Below are 22,373 nucleotides of genomic sequence, written 5' to 3' on the forward strand. Positions count from 1 at the left end.
TAGCGCATGAGCGATATTTTACTTGGCAAACTCGCCACTGAATTTAAGACAGTAAAAGCCATGGTAGAGGTTTACTGTCATGACCATCATGGAACAAAACGTGACTTATGCTCAGAATGTCGTGAGCTGCTTGAATACGCAGAAGTGCGCCTCGACCGCTGTCCTTATGGAGAGAATAAACCGACGTGTAACAAATGTCCGATTCACTGCTACAAACCAGAGCCGAAAGAACAAATGCGTTTGGTCATGCGTTACTCTGGCCCCAGAATGTTACTGAAACATCCCATCTTGGCGGTTCGTCATTTGCTTCATGAAAAGCGCATGGTACCGGAAAACCCTGCAGCGAACGCGTCAAACCGTCACAAGCGTTTATCTAAACAAAAATGCGAAGAATAAAAAAACGAGGGCGACATGCCCTCGTTTTCGTTGAGTAGAAGCGGCGTGGTTAGAGGCCAGCGGCCATACGCTGCTTGGTTTTGCTCGCAGCAAGTAGCATGTATACGCCAGTCGCAACCAAAGCGGCAAACAAGTAGCCTAGCAAGCCGTGTTCTTGGCCCATGAATTTATCAGCGACAACAGGACCAGCAACAGAGCCGATGCTGTAGCTAAACAGCATGACTTGTGTCGCAGAGACAATAAAGCGTTCATCAAGACCTTCGCAACCTAAGTTGATTGCAATCGGGTACAAAGCAAAAGTAGCTGCACCTAAAAAGAATAATGCAGCAGCCAATACCACGGCTGACGAGGAAATAAAGGTCATACCGATCGAAAAAATACCCAAAATACAGAAAAACGCCATTAGCACTGTGCGGCTCATGTATTTGTTTAACGCGGTCACCATTGGTTGAACTAGCATGCCACCTAGAATCACTAGCGCCATCAATGTACCAATGTCTTGATGGCTAATTTTACGGTTAGTTAACTCAACTGGCATTAATCCGTAGATCGCGCCTAAGGTCAAACCTGAAACAACACAACCAATAATTGCTGCATGGTTTAGTTTGGCAATTTGCTTAAATGATAAAGCGGTTGATTCATGGCTGTTTGGCTGCTCACACTCAATGAACATTAGCACCAGCATCGCCATTAGGATCAACGTCGTGATCGCAATAAACGGAACGCCGCCACTTACGCCAAGCACGCCAATACCAAACTGGCCTAATGCTGAACCACCATAAAGCGATAGCATGTACAAGCTCAAACGTTTCGCACGCGATGCTTCGTCTCCAGACATTAGCCAAGACTCAACAATGACAAAAACACCAGCAACCGCGATACCCGCAATAAAGCGAGCGGCAAGCCACATCAATCCGTTAGCAAACACGGGCAGTGTGACGATAGTTAGCGAAAATACGGCCAAGCAACCAATAAACGCGTTACGGTGACCAACTTGACGTACGATACGTTCAATAAAAATAGCACCGGTTAATAAGCCGCCATAAAACACACTCGCCAACCAACTCGCGTAATCTGCTGAGATGTTGTATTCACCGAGCATGAGAGGGATCAAGCTCATTAAATAGCCCGAAGCCACCGCATAAAGAGACAGTGCGACGACTGGAACTGTAACTCGTGGTGATGCTGCAGGAACGACTGTGTTTTCCACTGTTTTGCGCCTATAAGTTAAATGAAATCTAAGGGTTATTCGGCGCGAATATGAGGCTAATAGTTAGGCAAGTAAAATGATAAATTTAAGTCGTTTCGATAAATAATATTTGTTAACTAGATAGGTTGATAAGTTGCATAAAAACGCCAACCTACAAACAAGGTTGGCGTGGAAGATTATTTAGTAAGTGCTTGATTTAACCATTGATCGAATTGAGTTTTAGGTAACGCACCATTGATCATATCAACGCGTTGACCATTCTTGAAAACCATAATGGTAGGAATACTGCGAATACCAAATTGCGTCGCAAGTTGTTGTTGAGCTTCGGTATCAATCTTAACAAAACGAGCCGTTCCGGCTTGCTCATGAGCAACATCAGAGAAAACAGGAGCAAAACCAACGCACGGGTTGCACCATGGGGCCCAAAAATCTACTACAACAGGCATATCACTTTGTAATAGAGCAGAAAAGTTATCTTGTGTACCTTCGATAGGCGAGCCGTCTAAAAGTGCACTTTTACATTTACCGCAAGTTGCAGATTCGGCAACGCGCTCATTAGGGACACGATTTAGACCGCCGCACGAAGGGCAGCGAGTTTTAAACGATGACATGACTTCTTCCTTTATTACGTATTGATGAAAACATGACTTACCAGTCAGCCTCATTATTTGTATACTTATTTTTTAACCTGCCGAAATAACGCAGCGCAGGTTTGTATTTGAGCCTAAGGTTCTAAGAAATTTTATTAAAATACAACAATAAATAGGTCTGCGATGACAAATTACTACGCTGAAATTACAGGTTGGGGGAAATGTGTTCCGCCAGCCGTGCTCTCTAACGATGATCTTAGCACTTTCCTCGATACTTCCGATGAGTGGATTCGTACCCGCACTGGTATCGAAAACCGCCGTATTAGTCATGTAAACACGTCAGACATGGCGACCGTTGCTGCTAAACATGCATTAGCTCGAGCAGGTGTCGATGCAGCAGACGTGGATTTAATCATTGTGGCGACTTGTTCACCAGATTCATTGATTCCAAATATCGCGTCTAAGGTACAGCAGAACCTAGGTATTCGTGCAGCCGCTGCCTTTGACTTAAATGCCGCATGTACGGGATTTGTCTATGGCCTAGAAACGGGCACACGTTTGATTCAATCAGGTAACTATCGTAACGCGATCATTATTGGTGCGGAAAGATTGTCTTTCTACATCGATTGGGCAATGCGAGATACCGCTGTTCTATTTGGTGATGGTGCGGGCGCCGTTGTGTTATCAAGAACGGAAAAAGAAACGGGTTTACTACAGTCTCAAATCGGTTGTGACGCAAAAGGCCGCGATATTCTGTCCGTACCAAAGTTTGGTACTTGTATGGATCGCTTTGCGGAAGACAACGGTTACTGGGATTTCAACTTTGTAGGACAAGAAATTTTCAAACGTGCAGTAAAAGGCATGGGGCTAGCTGCGACAACCGTACTGAAAGCATCACAGTTAACGACGGAACAAATCGATGTTGTGATTCCGCATCAAGCGAATATTCGTATTATTCAAACCTTGTGTGACCTGTCTGGAATTCCACACGACAAAGCGTTTGTTAACATTCAAAACTATGGCAATACTTCAGCTGCGACGGTGCCAATTGCATTGTGTGAAGCGGTAGAGCAAGGTCGAGTTAACCCAGGTGATAACATGCTTCTCGCTGCGTTTGGTGCTGGTTTGACATGGGGTGCGGCAGTATTGAAATGGGGTGACCGCGTAACGCCAATTGGTGAAAGTGATGCGGTTCTGCCTGAATGTGAGCAATCCGCGCTAGAATTACTTGAGCGTGCCATTAAGCTGTGTAACGAACGCCGTCGCGACGAGGTGTAATGGACACTTTGCAAACATAAGATGAGTAAGGGAGCGCGAGGCTCCCTTATTTAATGATGCGTTCTACAGCTAACCTGTAAAATATCTTACGACATAAAACCCAGGTTTGAATGAGTAAAATTACGGATGTTCGGGAACACGTATTCCAGTGCAGCGTTATCACTCACGCCCATCCACTGTGCTAGTGTTGAACCAACTTGATCAGCGGCAATTTTGGGTATGAGTCGGCCTTGAGAGTAATCATCGTTTCCGCCCAGTATTAGTTCCGGCCATGTACCGATAGGTTGTTTCCCATTTACCGCGCCTCCAATTAATAGTTGATGGCCACCCCAGCCATGATCGGTACCATTTCCGTTGCTCATCATCCGTCGACCGAAGTCAGACATAGTGAAAGAGGTGACTTGCTTGTTTAGCCCTAACCGTTCGACCGCACGATACATTGCTAAAAGGTTTGTCGCGAGATCCTCAAGTAACACTGGATGACGTGCCAATTGCGAATCGTGCAGGTCATACCCAGAGTGTTTAACGAAAAAGACTTGTCGTTGCTGCTTCAGGACATCTTGGCTTGCTATCAATTTGTACACGGTTTGCATCTGCTTGCCGAGCGTCGATGACGTAAACAGCGGCTCGTCAGCAATGTGGTTGAGTTGCTCGCTCAGTACACTACTCATTACCATCGACTCATCAACCATCAAATTAAAATGACCATTAAATGGATTGTCAGTTTGATGAGAGAGAAGGCGATCATAGATCCCCTTGTATAGCGGGTTATCAATCGCGGTAAGCTGAACTGCGCGATCTTTTTTCAGGACGGTTTGGCGGTGTTCCATTGCCCGTAACCAAAGCGAGTTGCCATGCACACTGTATAGCGGTGTTATTTCTGATTCAGAGTTTAATACATCCAACATTCTGCCAGCCCAACCAAGATTTTTAGACTCGCTCATTCCACCAAGTAACCAAGCGTCTGTTTGAGAATTATGAGAAAACAGTTGCTCGGGAAGTGATGCTTCACCTTGCTCAATAGCTTGTTTGGTGACGGGATGGTTGAGAATGCCACTATTGAGCACGATGCTGGCATCGCCTTGTTCGAAAACGGAAGTTAACGCATTTAACTTTGGGTGTAAGCCGAGCTTCACTGGGTGATTTGAGCTATCGACAGCACTTAAATTGATAGGGAGTATGTCTTCTTTGGCGACAGAGAGTGGCCCTCTGACTTTGGAATATTGACGATAGTGCGCCTCCGATAATGGCAGTATGGTGTTGAATGCATCGTTTCCGCCTGCTAAATACACACATATTAATGCTCGAAAGTCATTGGATGGCGCTGCGAGAGAGTAACCTGGCAGACTAAGAGAGGCTAGTGCGCCCATCGATAGCGTGCTTTGTATAAAATGTCGTCGTGAAATATCCATAATTCACTCCTAATCCTGAATATAAAATTCGTCGCCAGAAATGGCGGTAAATATCACTAGAGCGAGTTTTGTTGTTGGCACATAGTCCTCACGATAATCATTCAGCGCGGTGAGCATGAGCTCTTTCAATTCAGCAGAAGCCGTTCCAGCAAAGAAACGCTCGTTAACCAATTCGACTAAGGCATGGTGATCGTCTAGAAGAAGATAAAGCTCGTTAAGATCGAAGTGGTAGGAATCACCACCTCCTCTACGAGTGCTGGTTAACATATAGTTGACCAAATCGGTATAAACAGACCAATTGAGAAGTTCATACTCTGGAGAGTTAATACCAGACTCCGTAAACTCGTTAGACGGCTGATAGTCTGGAGAGTAAAAATTAAACACGGAAGGAGAACGAAGCGGCCCTTGATTAGCGATGTTCATCATCGTTGTTGCGTCTTCGTAACGTGATCCTTTAACCGTAAAACCTGATGCTCGATGAAAATTAGTCAGGACCAGTATCGGTTCTTTCACTTTTATAGGCGGGGTATCCGTCATCCCTAATGCTTCAGGGTCGAGCAATATGGCTCGAACAACGGCGGTTAGATCGCCTTTTTCTCCTTCCCCATTGTTGTTAAATATCGTAGCAACACGCGCGACGTACTCTGGGCTTGGATTTGAACTGACCAAACGTTGGATAAGTAACTTTGAAACAAATGGAGCAACATTTGGGTGAGACATCAACATATCAATCACTTTTGAAAGCTCTTCTTGTGCGGTTAGACCCGATGGGATCACGTTCCCTAGAAATCGCTTCTCGCCGGTGTCGTGTCTTTGACTGATAACTCGCATCGGTTTCACGAATGCGATGTCGGAATTTTTCCATCCAGTTAATGCTCGCGCGAGCTCTTGAATATCAGTTTGATTGTACGTGGGGATAGGTTTGCCTGTTGCGTGGTTTAGCTTTTTACTGCCATCTAAATTGAGTTCATACAAACCGATAGTGAATAACTGCATTAACTCTCGAGCAAAGTTCTCATCGGGAAGCGTTCCTGTCGCACTATTTTCTTTTGCACTACCGAGCATAGACAAATAGCTCCCCATGACTGGATGGATGGAAACGTCATACAACAGGTCTCGGTAGTTGCCAAACGCATGCTCAACCAACAGATCGTAGTAATTCACTAACCCTGTAGGTTTGCTGGAAAGAACGCCGCCATAACGAGAAACGACTACGATCTGACTCAATGCATAAGCCGTTCGCTGTCTGAGCTGATCTTCAGCAGTAACAACAATCTGATACCAAGCATTTTCTCGGTTTGACTGTAGGCCTTTAGAAAAAGGCGTTTGATAAAGTGGTTGATGGTAGGTTGCTGGCAGGTTGATTTGTTTCTGTATCCAGTCCCCTAACCCATTTTCCCTAACCTCATTAATTAACGCAGGAGTTGGTCCAAAAGAGGTTTGATAGAGAAAACGCGCAACGGTTTGATCGGATGGGGATTGCTGTATTTGTGCTGATACATTAGGCACATGGCTCAGCAATAAGATAGCCAATCCTAGTACCCAAGCAGAGATTTTATTTAGCTTCTGACGTCTCATAGTTAACTCGCTTACCCGAAGTAACGATTTAAGTCCATTTAACGGGAGTTATTAAGCTCTTTTGAGCTGTTTAGTAAATTTATGAAAATCAAGCAGCTGCATAGGCGAGTATAGTAGCTATAAGTGGTGAACAAAAAACTCAAACGATGAATTTGGTACTATAGTGCTAGAAGTTTTTGATGCTATTTTTTCTAAGATACTGATATTAAATATGGCCAATGAAGAGTAACAAGCAGAGATATCGCAATGGATATAGAAGGGGGACAGCTAAAGTACTGTTAACAAGAGATTGGTATGTTTGTTAAGGCTTAAGTTAGTTTCAAGAAATTATTGAGCCAATAAATAAAGTCCATTGGTTTGCACAAGAGAAAACCACACGGATGTTCTCTTGTACAAAGCAACAAAGGTTATTTTCGGGCAAGCTTATGGTGAGCACGAGAAAAGTGATCGGCACAAAATGCGCCCACGATCGAGAGTTCGCCAGCCAGACAAAGCGCAGCTGCGACTTCGGCTAACGCTTTCGCATTGCCGTTGCCGTGCAAACCCAAAATATCCAAACATGCTTTTTGCGTTGGAAGGCCAGTACCACCACCAACCGTCCCCACCATGATGTTTGGCAAGGTCACGCACGCGTACAAGTTGCCTTGAGCGTCCACATCCATACGAGTGATTCCAATGGCAGACTCTGCAACGCAAGCGGCATCTTGACCACAAGCAATGTACAGCGCGGCAAGCGCGTTTGCGTAATGCGCGTTGACGCCAATTGTCCCGCTGAGTAAACCGCCCACTGTGGTCATTTTGCCAAATTGAACCATAGACTCCGGCGTCGTATGCAGATATTTTTCCACCAACTCAGCAGGAATGGTCACTTCGGCGGATACTTTCTTACCGCGTACCGAGCGCAGTGTGTGCGCGTTTGGTTTTTTGTCGCCTGATAAGTTGCCATCCAAGAATGCTTGAGTTGGTTTGATTGGGCTGGTCGCCAAAATATGATGGAACACTTCGTTTGTTGCGATGGTCACCATGTTTTGTCCGGAAGCGTCACCAGTCACGTATTCAAAGACCAAATAAGCGTGGTTTCCTTCGATATTTACATTGATGTCTTTGAGTTTGCCATGTGAGGTGGTGGATTCCGCAATTTGACGAAATACGTCAAACTGGGTCACAACCCAACTGACGAACTGGCCGGCGTCAGCAAGGTGATTAAAGGCGAATACTGGTGTTCGGCTCACCCCTTCACTTAGTAACAATGCGCTCGCGCCACCAGCGGCGGTGATAAGATTTGCGCCACGGTTGTAGGAAGCGACTAACGCGGCTTCTGTCGTTGCGAGCGGAACCAAAAAGTCATCGTTCGCATACAAACCGTTGACGCGCAAAGGGCCTGCGATGCCGACCGGCACATTGACAGTACCAATGAAGTGCTCGATGTTGTTGGAGTAAGCGTCGCAATGTGACTGTGTGAAAGGATCAAGAAGATGATCTTTATTGGTCACTTGTTCCAATACTTGCCAACGGCGCGCCAAATGCTTATCCGATAGGCCAGGGCTTAAGCAGAGACGTTTCTCTGGCTTGTGAAACTTCGGTTCTAATGCCGATTGAATCTTACTGCTGGTTTCGATATCGGAAAGGGCGGAGCTTTGAACAGGGTTATCTTGGTTTAACTTCGGCATACAAACGTTAACTGAAAAATCGAACCAGAGATTGTAGTGATTGAGGCTTTGATTACAACGTTGATTATACGTTTTGCAACAAATACCACTGTGCAAGCGCCTTTATTATCCAAGTGATTTGATATTGGAGCGGCGAATTTACTGGAAATAAATGGGTTTTGACAATGAATGTTGCAGTGAATAGAGGAATCTATGGTTCTTAGAGAACTTAGATGGTTTAGACCGCAGCGGCTTTGAGTCGATAAGGTGTAAGAATGAGTGTCTTAAAACCGGACAGGCTCAATCTATGAGAGGAATAAGCTGTCTAACCCAGTCCCTTGGGTCAGACGCTAGCTTGAATCCGTTATCCAGAAGTTAGTTAAAGGCGCGAGCCACACGTCCCGCACTTTGAATACGGTAATGGCCAACGTAAGCAGGAACAAATACCGATTGTCCTTTCGCGGCGGTTAACGTCTCACCGTTATCACTGATGAGTGTCAGGTCGGCATCAATCGCCATCAAAATCTCTGCGCTGTTAGCCTCAATCACTTCATTGTTCGGTTCGTTAAGAATGCTGAAACTAAAGTCTGCCACTGGAACGGGGTAAAGGCTTTGGCAACCATTGGCATTGGGTTCTAGAACAAGGCCGTTAAACGGCTTAGGCACAAAGTCTGTGCATTTAACCAGTTCTTCAACATCCATATGTTTCGGCGTGAGTCCTGCACGCAAAACGTTATCTGAGTTCGCCATGATCTCTAATCCCGTTCCTTTAATGTAAGCGTGTGGCGTTCTTGCGCTCAGGAACATCGCTTCGCCAGGTTGCAGCGTGATGACATTCAACAGTAATGGCGCAAACAAGCCGACATCGCCGGGGTATTGAGTGGATAGATCCAAGATGAGCTGGAAAACGTCGCTGTCAGTGCCTTGCTCCGATTGACGTGAAGCGTGGGCAAGAAGCTGTTTCAGTGCTCGCTCTTTTGTTTCTCCTTCCATGGTAAGAATGTGCACAAAGAAATCGCGTAAACCTTGTGAGTTGATTTCGCGTTTGAATGTGTCAAGAGGCGCGCGTAGCTCATCGATATCGCAAAGGCTAAATGCCTCAATAATCTCGGCATACGAGCGAAAACCGTTCATGGCTTGGTAACTTGTCAGCGCGTACACCAACTCAGGTTTGTGGTTTGGATCCTTGTAGTTACGATGGCTTGCGTTTAGTGGGATCCCGGCACTTTGCTCTTTTTCGAAGCCTATTTCGGCATCTTGCTTGCTTGGGTGAACTTGAATCGACAGTGCGTGTTCGGCCGCTAAGATTTTAAACAGAAAGGGTAGGTCGCCAAATTTTGCTGCGGTTTCTGCTGATAAGTAAGCGGGTTGGTTTTGTTTGATCAGTTCAGACAAAGGCAGCGTGTTTTGCTCAACCTGAACTTCAGAGCAGCCGTTTGGGTGAGTACCCATCCATACTTCTGCTTGAGGCTCATTCGTTTCGTTAGAAAAGCCAAACAAATCGTGAATAGAAGAGGTGCTTCCCCAAGCGTAGTTTTGGATTTTGTTGTTCATTTGAAAGAAGCTATGCGATGAAATAGTGTTCAAATTCATGAATTTTTCCCATAGTTAACCCTCCGAACTGAATCGGAAGAAAAATTGAGCAGAGATACGTTAAATAAGGAGGGCGAGCGCGGTTAGGTCACTCGCCAATTTGCCCGAGGGCGATAAGTCGATTTACAACCGAGGTTTTGGTTCGAGTGGTTTTCGTGATGGTTGCGCTTGCAAAAATGGCAGCAACAAAAGGCCAATGACGGCTGCACAAACTGAAATGGTGATGAAGAAACCCGTCCAATGATATTCTTCAAGAATTAATGCCAGTGGATAGCCAGACAATGCTGCGCCCATGTAGGCGAACAAGCCCACGAATCCTGTTGCCGCGCCGGCAGAATCTTTGTGAGAGCACTCAGCCGCCGCCATACCGATCAGCATTTGTGGCCCAAAGACAAAGAAGCCGATGGAGAACAATCCCGCCGCTTGGAATGCAAAGTTGGTCAGAGGCATCAGCCAAAGCGCGGAGACAGATAAGAAAATCCCAATAGCGAACAGCAAGTTCATTGGCCCACGGTTACCGCCAAAGAGTTTGTCTGAGCCCCAACCCGCAACCAATGAACCAACAAAACCGCCGATTTCAAACATCGACAGAGCAGCGTTGGCATTAATCAGGCTATAGTGATGCTGCTCGGTCAAGTACAGGTTTCCCCAGTCATTGATTGCGGTTCGGACGATGTAAACCAACACATAACTGAACGCGAGCAGCCAGATGTATTTGTTGTTAAATACGTACGATTTCAGAATTTCGCGGTAGGTGAGGCCACGTCCGTAATTTTCTTGCGCAAGTTCTAATGCGTCGTTGCGCCATTGGCCGACACTTGGTAAACCCATTGTTGTGGGTTTGTCGCGCAATCGCCAACAAACGAATAGTCCGAGCAATACCCCGATGATGCCGGGTAGAATAAAACCTTCACGCCAGCTGTAGTGCAACGTTATATAGCCCACCAAAATAGGGATCAGCGCGCCACCAACGTTGTGTGCGGTGTTCCAAATCGCCCATAAGAAGCCACGCTCGGAGCGTGAATACCAAGTGGTTAACAGCTTGGAGCATGAAGGCCAGCCCCAGCCTTGGAACCAGGCGTTTAAGATCCACAGAGTAATGAAAGCCGCGAGTGAGCTAGAAAAACCGAACGCGATATTGACCAGACCTGTCGCAATCAATCCTAATCCCATGAAATAACGAGGGTTAGAGCGATCCGAAATCGTGCCAGAAATAAACTTCGAGCAGCCGTAGGTGATGTAGAAAAATGTACCGATAAGACCCAAATCGCCTTTATCTAAGCCAAGGTCGGTGATCATCGCTGGTGCTGCGTAGTTAAAGGTCTTACGGGTAAAATAGAAACCTGCGTAGCCGATGTACATCCCCAACATAATGTGCAAACGCCAATGGCGGTAACGCTGGTCGATTTGCTCGTTGCTCAGACTCGGTTGAGTAAATTTAGGTGAACGTAAAAATCCAAACATCTTGAGTTACACCTTAGGTAAAGTAATGCTGATTTGTGTGCCGATCACTTGATCGCTGGTGGAGTAGATAACCATTTTTCCACCTAACGCGTGCACACGTTCTTGCATGCCGCGAACGCCCATGCCTTTCATGCTGTCCTGAACTTTGAAACCGATACCATCATCGTGAATCATCAGTGACACCGCAGCTTCTCCAATTGTCAGTTCAATATTGATCAACTGCGCTTCTGCGTACTTGGCTGCGTTATTTAATGACTCTTGGCATAAACGGAATAGGGTTACTTTGAGTGTGTCACTCAGGCTGGTGTAATCGCCTTGCCAGTTCAGTTGAACAGTTGTTCCGTGATTGGCGAATTCCATCTCTCGCGTCAGTTGCTCGACGGATTCTTTTAAGTCCAAATCATCCAGCATTTTGGGTCTTAGTTTGCTCAACAGTCGCTTAGTGGTGTCGTACACGTTGAGCGAAAGCCCTTCGATCATGTCCGCGCAACCAACGCGTGTTTCTGCGTTGTTCACTCGTTTAATGATGTTGGCTTGTGTGCGGATTGCCGTGATGTTCTGTCCAATTTCGTCATGTAGCTCGCGCGCAATATCGCGTCTTACGGACTCTTCAGCTTTGATAAGCTGGCGAGACAAATTCTGATTGCGCGCAAGTTCACCGCGCAGTTTGTGATTGAGGTCTTTTTGTTTCTGAACCCCTAAACCGAGCATAATGCCAGTAATGGTTTGCGCCGAGAGAGATAATAACAAATCGGTGATTTCTAGATTCGATACGCCGCTACGAGCCGCAATCAGCGCTATGCTGTTGAGCATGGTGGCGAGCAGAGCACCTTGCCAACCGTAACGCAGAGCAAGCACGATGATTGGAATCGCCATACAAAACGGCGCAAATCGTTTTAGCTCTTCAGGCAAACTGGTTTGCACCAAAATACTGCCGATCAAAAGCAGCGCATAAAGCACGATATGACGCACCTGAAATACAACGGCATTACTAAGTAGGAGAGAGCTAAGCGGAGACCAACGACTTTGGAACAAGTAGCTCCACAACAGGTAGCACATAGGCACCACGAGCAAGCCTCCAGAAATGCTAGCCAGCCATACCATGTAAACAGAAGGCACGTGAAATCCGACCGCCATTACGTTGATGAAGGCGGTAATGATGATCACAATGCCCATGACGGCTAAGTGGCGGTTTTGGTCACCGTAGTAGTATTTTTTCGCAATCAGTGTGACCGGGATACTGGCAATGCTCGCAATCAGCACGGTAAGCCACTGCGGTTGACCCAGTAACATCGCAAGTGCGATGGAAAGTCCCCACTCCGAAAGGTAAATCGTCGGCCAATAAGCGGTGCGAGTGTGAAGGGCGACACCTAATCGTAAAGCGAAAGGAAACAATAAGATCGCCAGCTCGGGATCATTGACAAAGTAATAGGCAATCACCCATAAGCAGAACCAGGCGCAAGCCATAACAAAAAGTCCGCAAATGGTGGTAACAGCATAAGCTCGCATTAAAAGGACTCTTGAGAAAATAGTTTGGCGAGCTCAACGTTGTTTTTCACGCCGAGTTTGTCGATGGCATTCGCACGATGAACATGCACGGTCTTGTGGCTCAAGCCAAGCTCTGCCGCGACAGACTTCACATCCAACCCATTGGCAAGTAGCTGACATACCTCGTTTTCACGTTTTGTCAGTTGGCATAGAGAGGTGGTGTTGTCGCTAGGCGTTGCAAGTTTAAGTGCAATATCTGATGTGAGGTAACAGCCGCCAGAAGCACTGGTTCTTACGGCTTGAATAAGTTCGTCTGGGCTACAGCGTTTACTAAGATAGCCTTTTGCACCTAGCTTTAGTGATTTTTCCACCATCGCAGGGGAGTCATGCACGCTAAGCATCACGCAGGCAATGCCAGTTGGTATTTCGCTGAGAAAGTTTAAGCCGCTTTCATCTGGCATGGAGATATCTAGGATGACGACATGTGGGTGTACCGCAGGCAACCCTTTTCGCGCTTCGGCGACAGAGCCGAATTCACCAACAACGGTAATATCACTTTCTAAATTTAATAATTGTGCGAAACCCGAACGCACGATGACGTGATCATCAACTAGAGCAACATGAATCATTATTACAACCAAATAGAGCAGACGACTAACAACAATAAGCTCCAACAGGAGCCAATAGAAAAATCTTTAATGATACTGAATTGAGCCATGCTTTTTAATGATCTTGCGCGCTTTACCGAAGTAAAGCGCGCAGAGAAGTTAGGCTTGGTTTTGTGCAAGTTGAAGCTTCTTCGCGTGTCGAATCTTCTTCTCTTCCGCGATAGCGACGAAAGCAAGCAAAACAATACAAATCATGGCGGAGGTATCTAGGGCTGCGAAGGTACCTTTCCAACCTGTTAAGCCGAAGATAGGTGTACCGTCTGCAATCATACCGAGACCAAGTTTCGCGAAGCTGTCACCGATTAGGTAAGCGAATGTACCTTTTACTCCGTCAGCTACACTGATTGCTTTTTTAGGGACAAAACCAACCGCGGCAACACCGATAAGAAGTTGCGGACCAAACACCAAGAAGCCCAATACAAATAGAGAGGCTAAGTACATGAACTCGCTAGTGGCGTGTTGGTAGAACTCAAGCGATACGATGATCAAACCAAGAGACACACAAGCAACCAATGCGCGGCGACCGTTTGCTAAGTCAGATAAGTAACCCCACATCAAAGTACCCACAAGCGCACCGACTTCGAATAGAGTAAAGCCAGAGATTGCCGTTTCTTTTGACAGACCAAGTTCTTGGTACGCGTATACCGTTGACCATTGGTCGATACCAATACGCACGATGTAAAGGAAGATGTTGGCAAAGCAAAGTAGCCAGATAACTTTGTTTTTAAGAACGTATTCAACAAAGATTTCTTTTTTGGTCATCTGGTTTTCTTCAGCGGCGGTGTCTTCTTCACTCACTGCTTCATCGAAAAGTTCTTCTACTTTACCTAGACCGTAAGCTTCTGGTGAGTCGCTACCAAAGCGCATACCGATAAAGCCAACGATGATCGCGATGATAGAAGGGAACACGAACATGCCGATTACGTGGCCGTCGAATAGGTAGTTGGCACCGAAAAGAGCAACACCCGCTGCGCCCGCACCACCAACGTTGTGTGACATGTTCCACAAGCCTAGGTAAGAGCCGCGCTTGTTACGAGGTGTCCATTTTGTAATGGTTGAGTAACTAGAAGGGCCACCAGTACTTTGGAAGAAACCACTTAGAGCGTAGAAAGCCACCATCAAGAACAGGCTTGCACTACCGCCGCCCATGCTGAAGCTGAAACCAAGCATTGCAAGACCAGAAAGGATCAGCATAAAAGGGAGGAATTGCTTGGTGTTCTTACCGTCAGCGTAGTAAGACACAACGGTTTTACCGATGCCGTATGTGATGGAGAAGCCAAGGCCAATAAGACCTAGGTCTGTCATGCTCAAACCGTAAGTTGAGATCATGTCGTTTTGCGCGACATTGAAGTTCTTACGAATCAAGTACATGGTTAGGTAGCCGATGAATACGACCAAGTAAGATTGGATGAACGGTTTAAACCACATCTTTCTTCTAACTTCGACAGGAAGATCGAGGGTCGGCTTCCGCACCTGTTCGAGGAATTTTAACATGATGAACTCTCTTGTAATTGTTTTAGAAACACAACGGCGGCCGTTATGCGCTCTTGTTACCTTTGACTGAGCGGAATTCTAGAGAGTGGTTTTGTAAGGCACATGAGATGGTTGCCTAGATCGGCTAGGAAAAATTCCTAGAAATGCCTAGGAAGGCGGAAAAGCGTGAAAAGAGTCACACAAAATCCTTACTAATTTATGGGTTTTTGACAGGGTTCTTATCGGGTTGGAAAGCGTTCAAATGCAAGCAGGTTAATATACGCAAGCTTAGTGCTGACAAGGGGTGAGCACGTTTGGTTGGAGAGAATAGTGTCTTGTCGCTAAGTATCAATTGGGAACGAGAAGCAAACAACAGAGACCCAGAGGTCTCCGTTAGAAATATTATGAATTCGATTAGGTTGACGTGTTAAGGCGCGGGGCTGTATAGACGCGGCGAGCCGTGTTTTGGCAAGTGAATTAGGTTCAAATGGTTTCTTCTTGCCCATTCGACAGTTAACGCTGTAGGCGCAGATAAGCAAACCAGAGTGGGGATACGCGCGCGAACGGCTTTGTGGATCAACTCCAAGCTGCAACGGCTTGTCATGATTGCGAAGCCACTTTGAGGCTCGATGTGATTGTTGGTCAATGCGCCAATCAACTTATCTAGCGCGTTGTGACGGCCGATGTCCTCTCGGCACAACTTGATGTTGCCTTGTAAATCTGCAAATAAAGCGGCGTGTAACGCGCCAGATTCACGTGCGGCTTCTTGATGCAGTGCGACTTTGTCTCGCAGCCCTTCGAATACATCGGAGCGCGGAGGAAGAGACGGTGTTAGCGGTGCCAAATCAGGCAAAGCTTGTTCCAGAGCCTCTACACCACAAATGCCGCATCCGGTTGTGCCGGCAAGATTTCGGCGCTGTGTTTTTAACGCCCAGAAAGCGCGGTTGCTGATTTCCACTTCCGCATAGTGAGATTCGTGATCGCCACCAATTTCAATGTCTTTAATCTCTTTGAAATCGTGGACGATGCCTGTGCTTAGGCTAAATCCTTTCACGAAGTCTTCCAGATGGCCTGGCGTCACCATCATGACCGCTTGGCTAATGCCGTTATAGCTGATAGCTAAGGCGGATTCACTCGCCAGCGACATTTGTTGCACTGGGCGGCCATCAATCAATTCTCGGTAATTGAACGCACTTGGTTGAGGTGGTGCTTGATTGAAATCGGACAGTTCTAAATAAGATTGAGTAGTACATCTCATGAAATCACCTCATAAGCCGTTATGTATGCCAAAAATTGACGTGTGGATTCTTGTTATCGATTGAATATGTTTTTTGCTTCTGCGAAGCACTGATCGGTTAGCGCGGAGAAGGGTTCTTGTTTTCGCTTTAACAAACCTAGAGGGGCGTGAACGGCGGCTTCTTCGATAGGGATAATGCGAAGCGTATCGTTCAACTCTTCCAATCCACAATTCAGCGGCATAATGGCGCAACAAAGGCCACTGGCTACTGCTTGGATCAAGTGAAAGGTGGAGTTACTTTCAATGACGGTTTGCGGAACCAGCCCTTTACTCACAAAGCTAAGATCAATGGAGTGGCGATAGTGCATGCCCTTCGAAAGCAGCCCTAGCGGAATGTTATTGAGTGACTCCCACAACACTTCAGATTCGGCAAAATCAAAATGACGCTCATCGAATAAAACGCCAAGTTTGGTTGAATCTAGTTCGATAACATCGAAGTAAGCGGTGTTGACTTGATCGACATAACACATCCCCAAATCAAGTTGATTGCGATTGAGTTGGTCTATGATCTGTTCGGTCGTCATGGAGAGTATTTGAAAGCGTAACTCAGGGAACTGTTGAGCTAATGGTTTGAGCAATTGCATAGGGTTTTGGCTGGCGAGTGGCACCATTCCAAGCCGAAGAGAGCCTACCAACTGACCACGGCAGTTGGCGGCTTCGGCTTGCAATCCATCATGAGCTGCTAAGACGGTTTTTGCCCAAGCTAAAATGCGTTCTCCGGCTTCAGTAAATCCTTCAAATCTTTGACTTCTTTGGATTAATTCGAGATCGAGCTCTTCCTCTAAGCTTCGGATTCTCATGGACAAAGTAGGCTGCGTAATGTGGCACAATGCGGCGGCTTGACCAAAGTGTTTGGTCTGTTCAAGTGCGATGAGATATTTAAGTTGTTTGATATCCATAATGGCTTGTTAACCTTGCGTTGTGAGTCACATGTACGGGGGAACTCCCTAAAAAGGGCACAGCACTACCGTACTTTTTAAGCGCTGGAGCGTTTTAACTGGGGAATGAAAAACCAAAACCAAGTCAAGAATAAAACCACACTCAAAGTTGATCTGAATCAAGGCTATTCCTGATATTAATTAGGGTCAAATTTAAAGTATCTATAGTGTGATAGATATTATCTATTATCAAGAGTACCGATTTTATTGAGCTCGTTAAGCGAACTAGGTGGAATCGAATGGGAAAACGATTAACCTCATAAATTGTATTGATTAAAAATGTGATGACCGTCAGTGGAAAAATTCGTCATAGATTTTGTTTATCACTCGGTCAGGATTATCAATTGGACGCATATTGAATAACGACTTAATCTTTGATTTAGATCAAGACGCAACAATGCGAATTGAATCTACCAGTCATAGAAACAGTAGGCGGGTATCCGATATCAAGAATCTAGATAAGTAAACGCTCGGACAGTTGAGAGCATGTTGAGTGGTTACTTATTTGGATTAAAAAATACATGGATTAGAAACTAAGCCCTTCAATACTTCCGCATTATCTCAATAAATAACGCGCTTGTTTTCACGGGCACCCTGCTTGCTGGTATATCTGCGAGGAGTAAAGTCGTGAGCCAAAAAGAACAAATAAAAGCATACAAAGGTCCAGCTGGTGGTTGGGGTGCACTGAAAGCCGTAACCAGAAGTTGGTGGGGCAGTGAAAATGCAGTTAAAAACATTCGCACTATGCTCAAAACCAACCAAAATGGCGGTTTCGACTGCCCGGGATGTGCATGGGGTGAGTCGCCAGATAGTGGTAAAGTCAATTTCTGTGAGAATGGCGCGAAAGCGGTAAACTGGGAGGCGACCAATCGTCTGGTTGATCCTGAGTTTTTTGCCAATCACAGCGCTTCTTCTCTCTCAACTCAAACCGATTACTGGTTGGAATACCAAGGCCGTATCACGCACCCAATGCGATACGATGCTGAATCCGATCACTACGTGCCAGTCTCTTGGGATGAGGCTTTTGCACTTGTCGCGAAACATCTCAATCAATTGGATTCACCACACCAAGCTGAGTTTTATACCTCTGGCCGTGCAAGCAACGAAGCGGCGTTTTTATATCAGCTATTTGTGCGCGCATTCGGTACCAACAACTTCCCAGATTGTTCCAACATGTGTCACGAAGCCAGTGCAATCGGGATGAAAGACACCATTGGCGTTGGTAAAGGCACAGTGATCTTTGATGATTTTGAAGAAGCCGACGCGATTTTTGTGATTGGTCAAAACCCGGGCACGAATCACCCACGAATGCTTGAACCTCTGCGCGAAGCGGTAAAACGTGGTGCTCAGGTTATCTGTCTAAACCCGCTGAAAGAGCGCGGATTAGAGCGTTTCCAAAACCCACAAATGCCGATTGAGATGTTGAGTAACGGCTCAGAGCCTACAAACACGGCGTACCTGCGTCCTGCTTTGGGCGGAGACATGGCAGTATTTCGTGGCATCGCGAAATTCTTGTTGCAATGGGAACGCGAGGCATTGCAAAACGGTGGCAAAGCGGTATTTGACCGTGAATTCATCAAGCAGCACACGATAGGTATAGATGACTATTTGGCTGAAGTGGACGCAACCGCTTGGGAACACATCACGGAACAATCGGGTCTTGATTTAAGTGAAATCGAGATGGTGGCGAGCATGTATCGACGTGCAGAACGTGTGATCATGTGTTGGGCGATGGGGTTGACTCAGCATCGTCACTCTGTACCAACCATTAAAGAAGTCGCAAACGTGCAAATGTTACGAGGTAACGTTGGTAAGCCGGGCGTGGGTCTTTCACCAGTACGTGGTCACAGTAACGTTCAGGGCGACCGTACGATGGGCATTGATGAAAAACCTTCAGATCTGTTGTTGGATCGCATTGAAAGTCGATTTAACTTTGCCGTCCCGCGCGGTGAAGGCCACAACACTGTGCAAGCCATTAAAGCGATGGAAGAAGGGCAAGCGAAAGTATTTATCGGTTTGGGCGGTAACTTTGCACAAGCAACGCCAGACACAGAACGTACGCACAACGCGATGCGAAACTGTAATTTAACCGTACACATTTCGACGAAGTTAAATCGTTCTCACCTTGTCACAGGTAAAGATGCGCTTATTCTTCCATGCTTAGGCCGTACTGAGATTGATCAGCAAGCGACTGGCCCACAAGGCGTGACGGTTGAAGATACCTTCAGCATGGTACATATTTCATTTGGTCAGCTAAAACCGCGTTCGGAGCATTTGCGTTCAGAACCAGCGATTATTGCAGGTATTGCCAATGCTACACTCGGGGCAAAACCAATTGATTGGTTGTGGGTGATTGAAGATTACGACCGTATTCGCGATTTGATTGCCGACACGATTCCGGGCTTTACCGACTTTAACCATAAGCTCAAACACCCGGGTGGATTCCACTTGGTAAACCCAGCTGCTGAGCGTCGATGGAATACACCAAGCGGCAAAGCACAGTTCAGCTCTAGTGAGTTGCCGAAACAGTTGATCAGCGAAGCGATACTCGAAAAAGGCCAAAAGCCAGATTTGATCTTGCAAACCATGCGCTCACACGACCAATACAATACGACACTTTACGGCTTGAATGACCGTTATCGTGGAGTATTTGGTATGCGCGAAGTGCTGTTTATCAATGAAGCGGATATTCGTAAACTCGGTTTTGAACCGGGCGACAAAGTGGACATGGTGTCATTGTGGGAAGATGGCGTTGAGCGCCGTGTGAGCGGATTTACGCTTGTTGCCTATGATGTACCAGCAGGTCAGGCGGCGGCTTACTATCCAGAAACAAACCCATTAGTTCCTTTGGACAGTTATGGGGATAGAACGTTTACGCCAACCTCTAAGTTTATTGCGATAAAATTGGAAAAATCGACATCCGATAAGATCGCTTTGGTGGAAGCGGAATAGTGACCAAACCGGCACAACGACATTTCCGATAAGCAAACGGCTGATATTAATTATCAGCCGTTTTTAATTGCGCTCAGTCTGCATTTAGTGCGCATAGCTTGTGTATAATGTTAATGACATTATGCTGCTCGATAATAGACAGATAAGGCCGATTTGAATCTAATTTCAAGTAGTAAAACTAATAAGAAGATGCTTATGACCTTGAAAAATATAATTAAATTAACAATCAGTCACTTAGTGGCAGTTTCTATTGGCATTGCGATAGGTATCTATACTTTACCGATCCTTATTGCACCACCTGCGCCGACCGATGAACAAGTTGCTAAGAGCAAGCAAGGTGCAGAATACAGCGCAGTGTTTAAGAGGGAACTCAAAGGTAGCGATGCTTTTCATTGGGGAGAGGGAGAGATTCATTTGAGTTCTGAAGTCATTACGTTGGTAGGAAAACTCGCTCCCGGACCAGACTATAAACTCTATCTATCTCCTAAGTTTGTCGAAACGGAACAAGAGTTTAATGACCTTAAATCTGAAATGAGCTTAATTGGTGATGTAAAAACGTTCGATAACTTCGTTGTTGAGGTTCCTCAAAGCACTTCAATTTCTGAATACAATACGGTTGTTGTATGGTGCGAGACATTCGGTGAGTTCATTACTTCGGCAAAGTATCAATAAACCTTAGCAGTAGAGTAAAAGGCTTTTCTTTTCACTTTACGCTAAGATGTTGTTTCGCATAATTAAGAGGCAAAGACTCTTAAACATTCTAAATTTAAGAGCCTTTGTTTAGAGTTATTGACAGAACCATTCGACTTGTTTCGACTTGTAAGTCGTTTGCACCTTTCAGGCTACTTTCTGGAAAAACAAGATTTCGAACTATTTAGAGTTATTCTCTGTTTGGCTTGTTTCGTTCGATGACGCTAATCGCAATGGCTAAAAATAGAATATCTTTTACTAAAAAGAAGTTTGTCACCAAAACCCCATCAGACACTTTCCATGTATTCGGTGTCGTAATTAGAAAGCTGAGTGTCGCAAGAAAAATAATTGCGGCGGCTATGCCAGAAAAATAAGCGACTCGTGTGTTTTTAAGGCCAACGATTAATCCAATAGCGACAATGATTTCTGTTGCGCCAATGATGTTTGATACGGCTTGAACTGACATCACATCATACAACCAACTCATCAGAAAATGATTTTCAACGAGCGGTTGTATAAGCTTGGCCTCTGTAGGTGTGAATTTATAAATACCAATCCATATTAGAACTAAAGAAACGCCGAAAACTCCGATAAGATATCCAATTGAGTCACATTGATGATGGCTTTTTACGTTTTGCATAATTAACTACATTCTCCTGTTTGTTAGCGCTTCCAACAAGACCTATAAGGTTGGTAGAAAATTTCATAGGTTTTTTTCGCTCAAACAACAGATATTAAAAATCACGTGATACAGAATTACGTGTTTGATAGAACTTAAGGATATTTCGTGGAAGTTAAAATTTTTCAGGTTGACTCGTTTACATCAGAGGTTTTCAAAGGTAATCCCGCGGGTGTTTGTATCACAGAGTCAAGCCTTGATGAGGAAACGATGTTGGCCATCGCGGCCGAGATGTCGTTATCTGAAACGGCATTTCTGTCACTCAATACAATGCAACTTCGTTGGTTTACACCGAGGACGGAAGTTGCTTTGTGTGGACACGGCACACTTGCAACGGCGCACGTTCTGAAAGAGCAGGGGTTATATAATACTGGAGATACGATTGAGTTCGTTACGCTATCTGGGGTTTTAACTGCACAACTCGATCATGAAGAAATTCATTTGGTGTTTCCTGCGCCAACTTTAGATATGAGAGCGAGTATTAACAAAGACTTACTTCATGGCTTGGGGCTAGATGCCGCCAATGTAGTCGCCTACGGTCAGTTTGATAATAAGCAGTTGATCGTCATTAATGATGAATTTGTGCTTGAACAGCTCGACCCTGATTTTGGTGCGCTGCTTAAACAAAAGGGCCGTGGCGTCGTCATCACTGCTCAATCAAGTACTGACGCCGATTTTGTCTCTCGATACTTCGCGCCTTGGGTAGGTGTTAATGAGGATCCAGTTACAGGCTCTGCACATTGCGCTTTATGTGTTTACTGGGCTAAAGAGCTCAACAAAAAGCAACTGAAAGGCTTCCAAGCCTCCGAGAGAAGTGGGGTCGTCCATACAGAGTTGTTAAGCACTGAGCACGTTAAGCTTTCTGGAAATGCAGTAACGATATTGCGAGGATATATGAGAATCGCGTAGCGGTCCTTGTGGGAATGATTTTATTTTCGTGTTACCCAATGCTCAATAGTGAAGACGCTTGAATGCTGCTTATTTAAGTGGCTGATTTTTTTTGTAAAAACACCCCTGG

At 45.6% G+C, this 22,373-nt stretch carries 18 protein-coding genes; 5 read left to right on the forward strand and 13 right to left on the reverse strand.

Features of this window, described 5'->3' with window-relative positions; translation table 11 throughout:
- Positions 1-6 precede the first annotated feature (6 nt).
- On the forward strand, positions 7-396 hold the full coding sequence (locus tag J4N40_RS18010) for a nitrous oxide-stimulated promoter family protein (protein WP_104980715.1): 390 nt from the start codon (positions 7-9) through the stop codon (positions 394-396).
- A 49-nt stretch (positions 397-445) separates the two neighbouring features.
- On the opposite strand, the gene J4N40_RS18015 is transcribed toward J4N40_RS18010, so the two are convergent.
- Positions 446-1,606 carry an MFS transporter gene (locus J4N40_RS18015; protein WP_033907039.1) on the reverse strand — a complete coding sequence of 387 codons (1,161 nt, stop codon included), beginning with the start codon at positions 1,604-1,606 and terminating at the stop codon, positions 446-448.
- A gap of 176 nt (positions 1,607-1,782) precedes the next feature.
- The gene (trxC, locus tag J4N40_RS18020) at positions 1,783-2,217 is read right to left on the reverse strand and encodes a thioredoxin TrxC (protein WP_005387991.1); all 435 of its coding nucleotides are present in this window, start codon (positions 2,215-2,217) and stop codon (positions 1,783-1,785) included.
- A 162-nt stretch (positions 2,218-2,379) separates the two neighbouring features.
- Here trxC and J4N40_RS18025 point away from each other — a divergent pair, with 162 nt between their 5' ends.
- Entirely contained in the window at positions 2,380-3,474 is a 1,095-nt protein-coding gene (locus J4N40_RS18025; RefSeq protein ID WP_250654634.1) for a ketoacyl-ACP synthase III, read from the forward strand.
- An 86-nt stretch (positions 3,475-3,560) separates the two neighbouring features.
- On the opposite strand, the gene J4N40_RS18030 is transcribed toward J4N40_RS18025, so the two are convergent.
- The 10 genes from J4N40_RS18030 to J4N40_RS18075 form a co-directional block, all read right to left on the reverse strand.
- Positions 3,561-4,886, reverse strand: a complete 1,326-nt coding sequence (locus tag J4N40_RS18030; RefSeq protein WP_054730250.1) for a DUF1501 domain-containing protein — start codon at positions 4,884-4,886, stop codon at positions 3,561-3,563.
- Between the two features lie 9 nt (positions 4,887-4,895).
- Complete coding sequence (locus J4N40_RS18035; RefSeq protein ID WP_042520959.1) at positions 4,896-6,464, reverse strand: DUF1800 domain-containing protein; 1,569 nt, start codon at positions 6,462-6,464, stop codon at positions 4,896-4,898.
- Positions 6,465-6,871: 407 nt separating this feature from the next.
- On the reverse strand, positions 6,872-8,134 hold the full coding sequence (locus J4N40_RS18040; RefSeq protein WP_250654635.1) for a hydroxymethylglutaryl-CoA reductase: 1,263 nt from the start codon (positions 8,132-8,134) through the stop codon (positions 6,872-6,874).
- Between the two features lie 354 nt (positions 8,135-8,488).
- Positions 8,489-9,706, reverse strand: a complete 1,218-nt coding sequence (manA, locus tag J4N40_RS18045) for a mannose-6-phosphate isomerase, class I (RefSeq protein ID WP_115386656.1) — start codon at positions 9,704-9,706, stop codon at positions 8,489-8,491.
- 123 nt (positions 9,707-9,829) lie between these two features.
- The gene (locus tag J4N40_RS18050; protein WP_115386655.1) at positions 9,830-11,170 is read right to left on the reverse strand and encodes an MFS transporter; all 1,341 of its coding nucleotides are present in this window, start codon (positions 11,168-11,170) and stop codon (positions 9,830-9,832) included.
- A gap of 6 nt (positions 11,171-11,176) precedes the next feature.
- Positions 11,177-12,679, reverse strand: a complete 1,503-nt coding sequence (gene uhpB, locus J4N40_RS18055; protein ID WP_053349913.1) for a signal transduction histidine-protein kinase/phosphatase UhpB — start codon at positions 12,677-12,679, stop codon at positions 11,177-11,179.
- Positions 12,679-13,287: a response regulator transcription factor UhpA gene (uhpA, locus tag J4N40_RS18060; protein WP_005388005.1), complete on the reverse strand. Its 609-nt coding sequence runs from the start codon at positions 13,285-13,287 to the stop codon at positions 12,679-12,681. Before uhpA ends, uhpB begins: the two co-directional genes overlap by 1 nt.
- Positions 13,288-13,425: 138 nt before the next feature.
- A complete protein-coding gene (uhpT, locus tag J4N40_RS18065) occupies positions 13,426-14,820 on the reverse strand; it encodes a hexose-6-phosphate:phosphate antiporter UhpT (RefSeq protein ID WP_021707729.1) in 1,395 nt (464 codons plus the stop codon).
- A 406-nt stretch (positions 14,821-15,226) separates the two neighbouring features.
- Positions 15,227-16,057, reverse strand: a complete 831-nt coding sequence (gene fdhD, locus J4N40_RS18070; protein ID WP_053349912.1) for a formate dehydrogenase accessory sulfurtransferase FdhD — start codon at positions 16,055-16,057, stop codon at positions 15,227-15,229.
- A 53-nt stretch (positions 16,058-16,110) separates the two neighbouring features.
- A complete protein-coding gene (locus J4N40_RS18075; RefSeq protein WP_017820178.1) occupies positions 16,111-16,995 on the reverse strand; it encodes a LysR family global transcriptional regulator AcsS in 885 nt (294 codons plus the stop codon).
- A gap of 666 nt (positions 16,996-17,661) precedes the next feature.
- Here J4N40_RS18075 and J4N40_RS18080 point away from each other — a divergent pair.
- Entirely contained in the window at positions 17,662-19,986 is a 2,325-nt protein-coding gene (locus J4N40_RS18080; RefSeq protein WP_250654636.1) for an FdhF/YdeP family oxidoreductase, read from the forward strand.
- 195 nt (positions 19,987-20,181) lie between these two features.
- A complete protein-coding gene (locus J4N40_RS18085; RefSeq protein ID WP_005376099.1) occupies positions 20,182-20,658 on the forward strand; it encodes a DM13 domain-containing protein in 477 nt (158 codons plus the stop codon).
- A 208-nt stretch (positions 20,659-20,866) separates the two neighbouring features.
- Here J4N40_RS18085 and J4N40_RS18090 read toward each other — a convergent pair whose 3' ends face one another.
- Positions 20,867-21,316, reverse strand: coding sequence for a YkgB family protein (locus J4N40_RS18090; RefSeq protein ID WP_005376100.1), 450 nt, complete (start codon positions 21,314-21,316; stop codon positions 20,867-20,869).
- Positions 21,317-21,463: 147 nt separating this feature from the next.
- On the opposite strand from J4N40_RS18090, the gene J4N40_RS18095 reads away from it, so the two are divergent.
- Entirely contained in the window at positions 21,464-22,264 is an 801-nt protein-coding gene (locus J4N40_RS18095) for a PhzF family phenazine biosynthesis protein (RefSeq protein ID WP_017634635.1), read from the forward strand.
- The last annotated feature ends 109 nt before the right edge of the window (positions 22,265-22,373 follow it).

Origin of the sequence: Vibrio sp. SCSIO 43097 (assembly GCF_023650755.1) — a bacterium.
In the GTDB taxonomy this organism is placed as follows: Bacteria; Pseudomonadota; Gammaproteobacteria; order Enterobacterales; family Vibrionaceae; genus Vibrio; species Vibrio alginolyticus.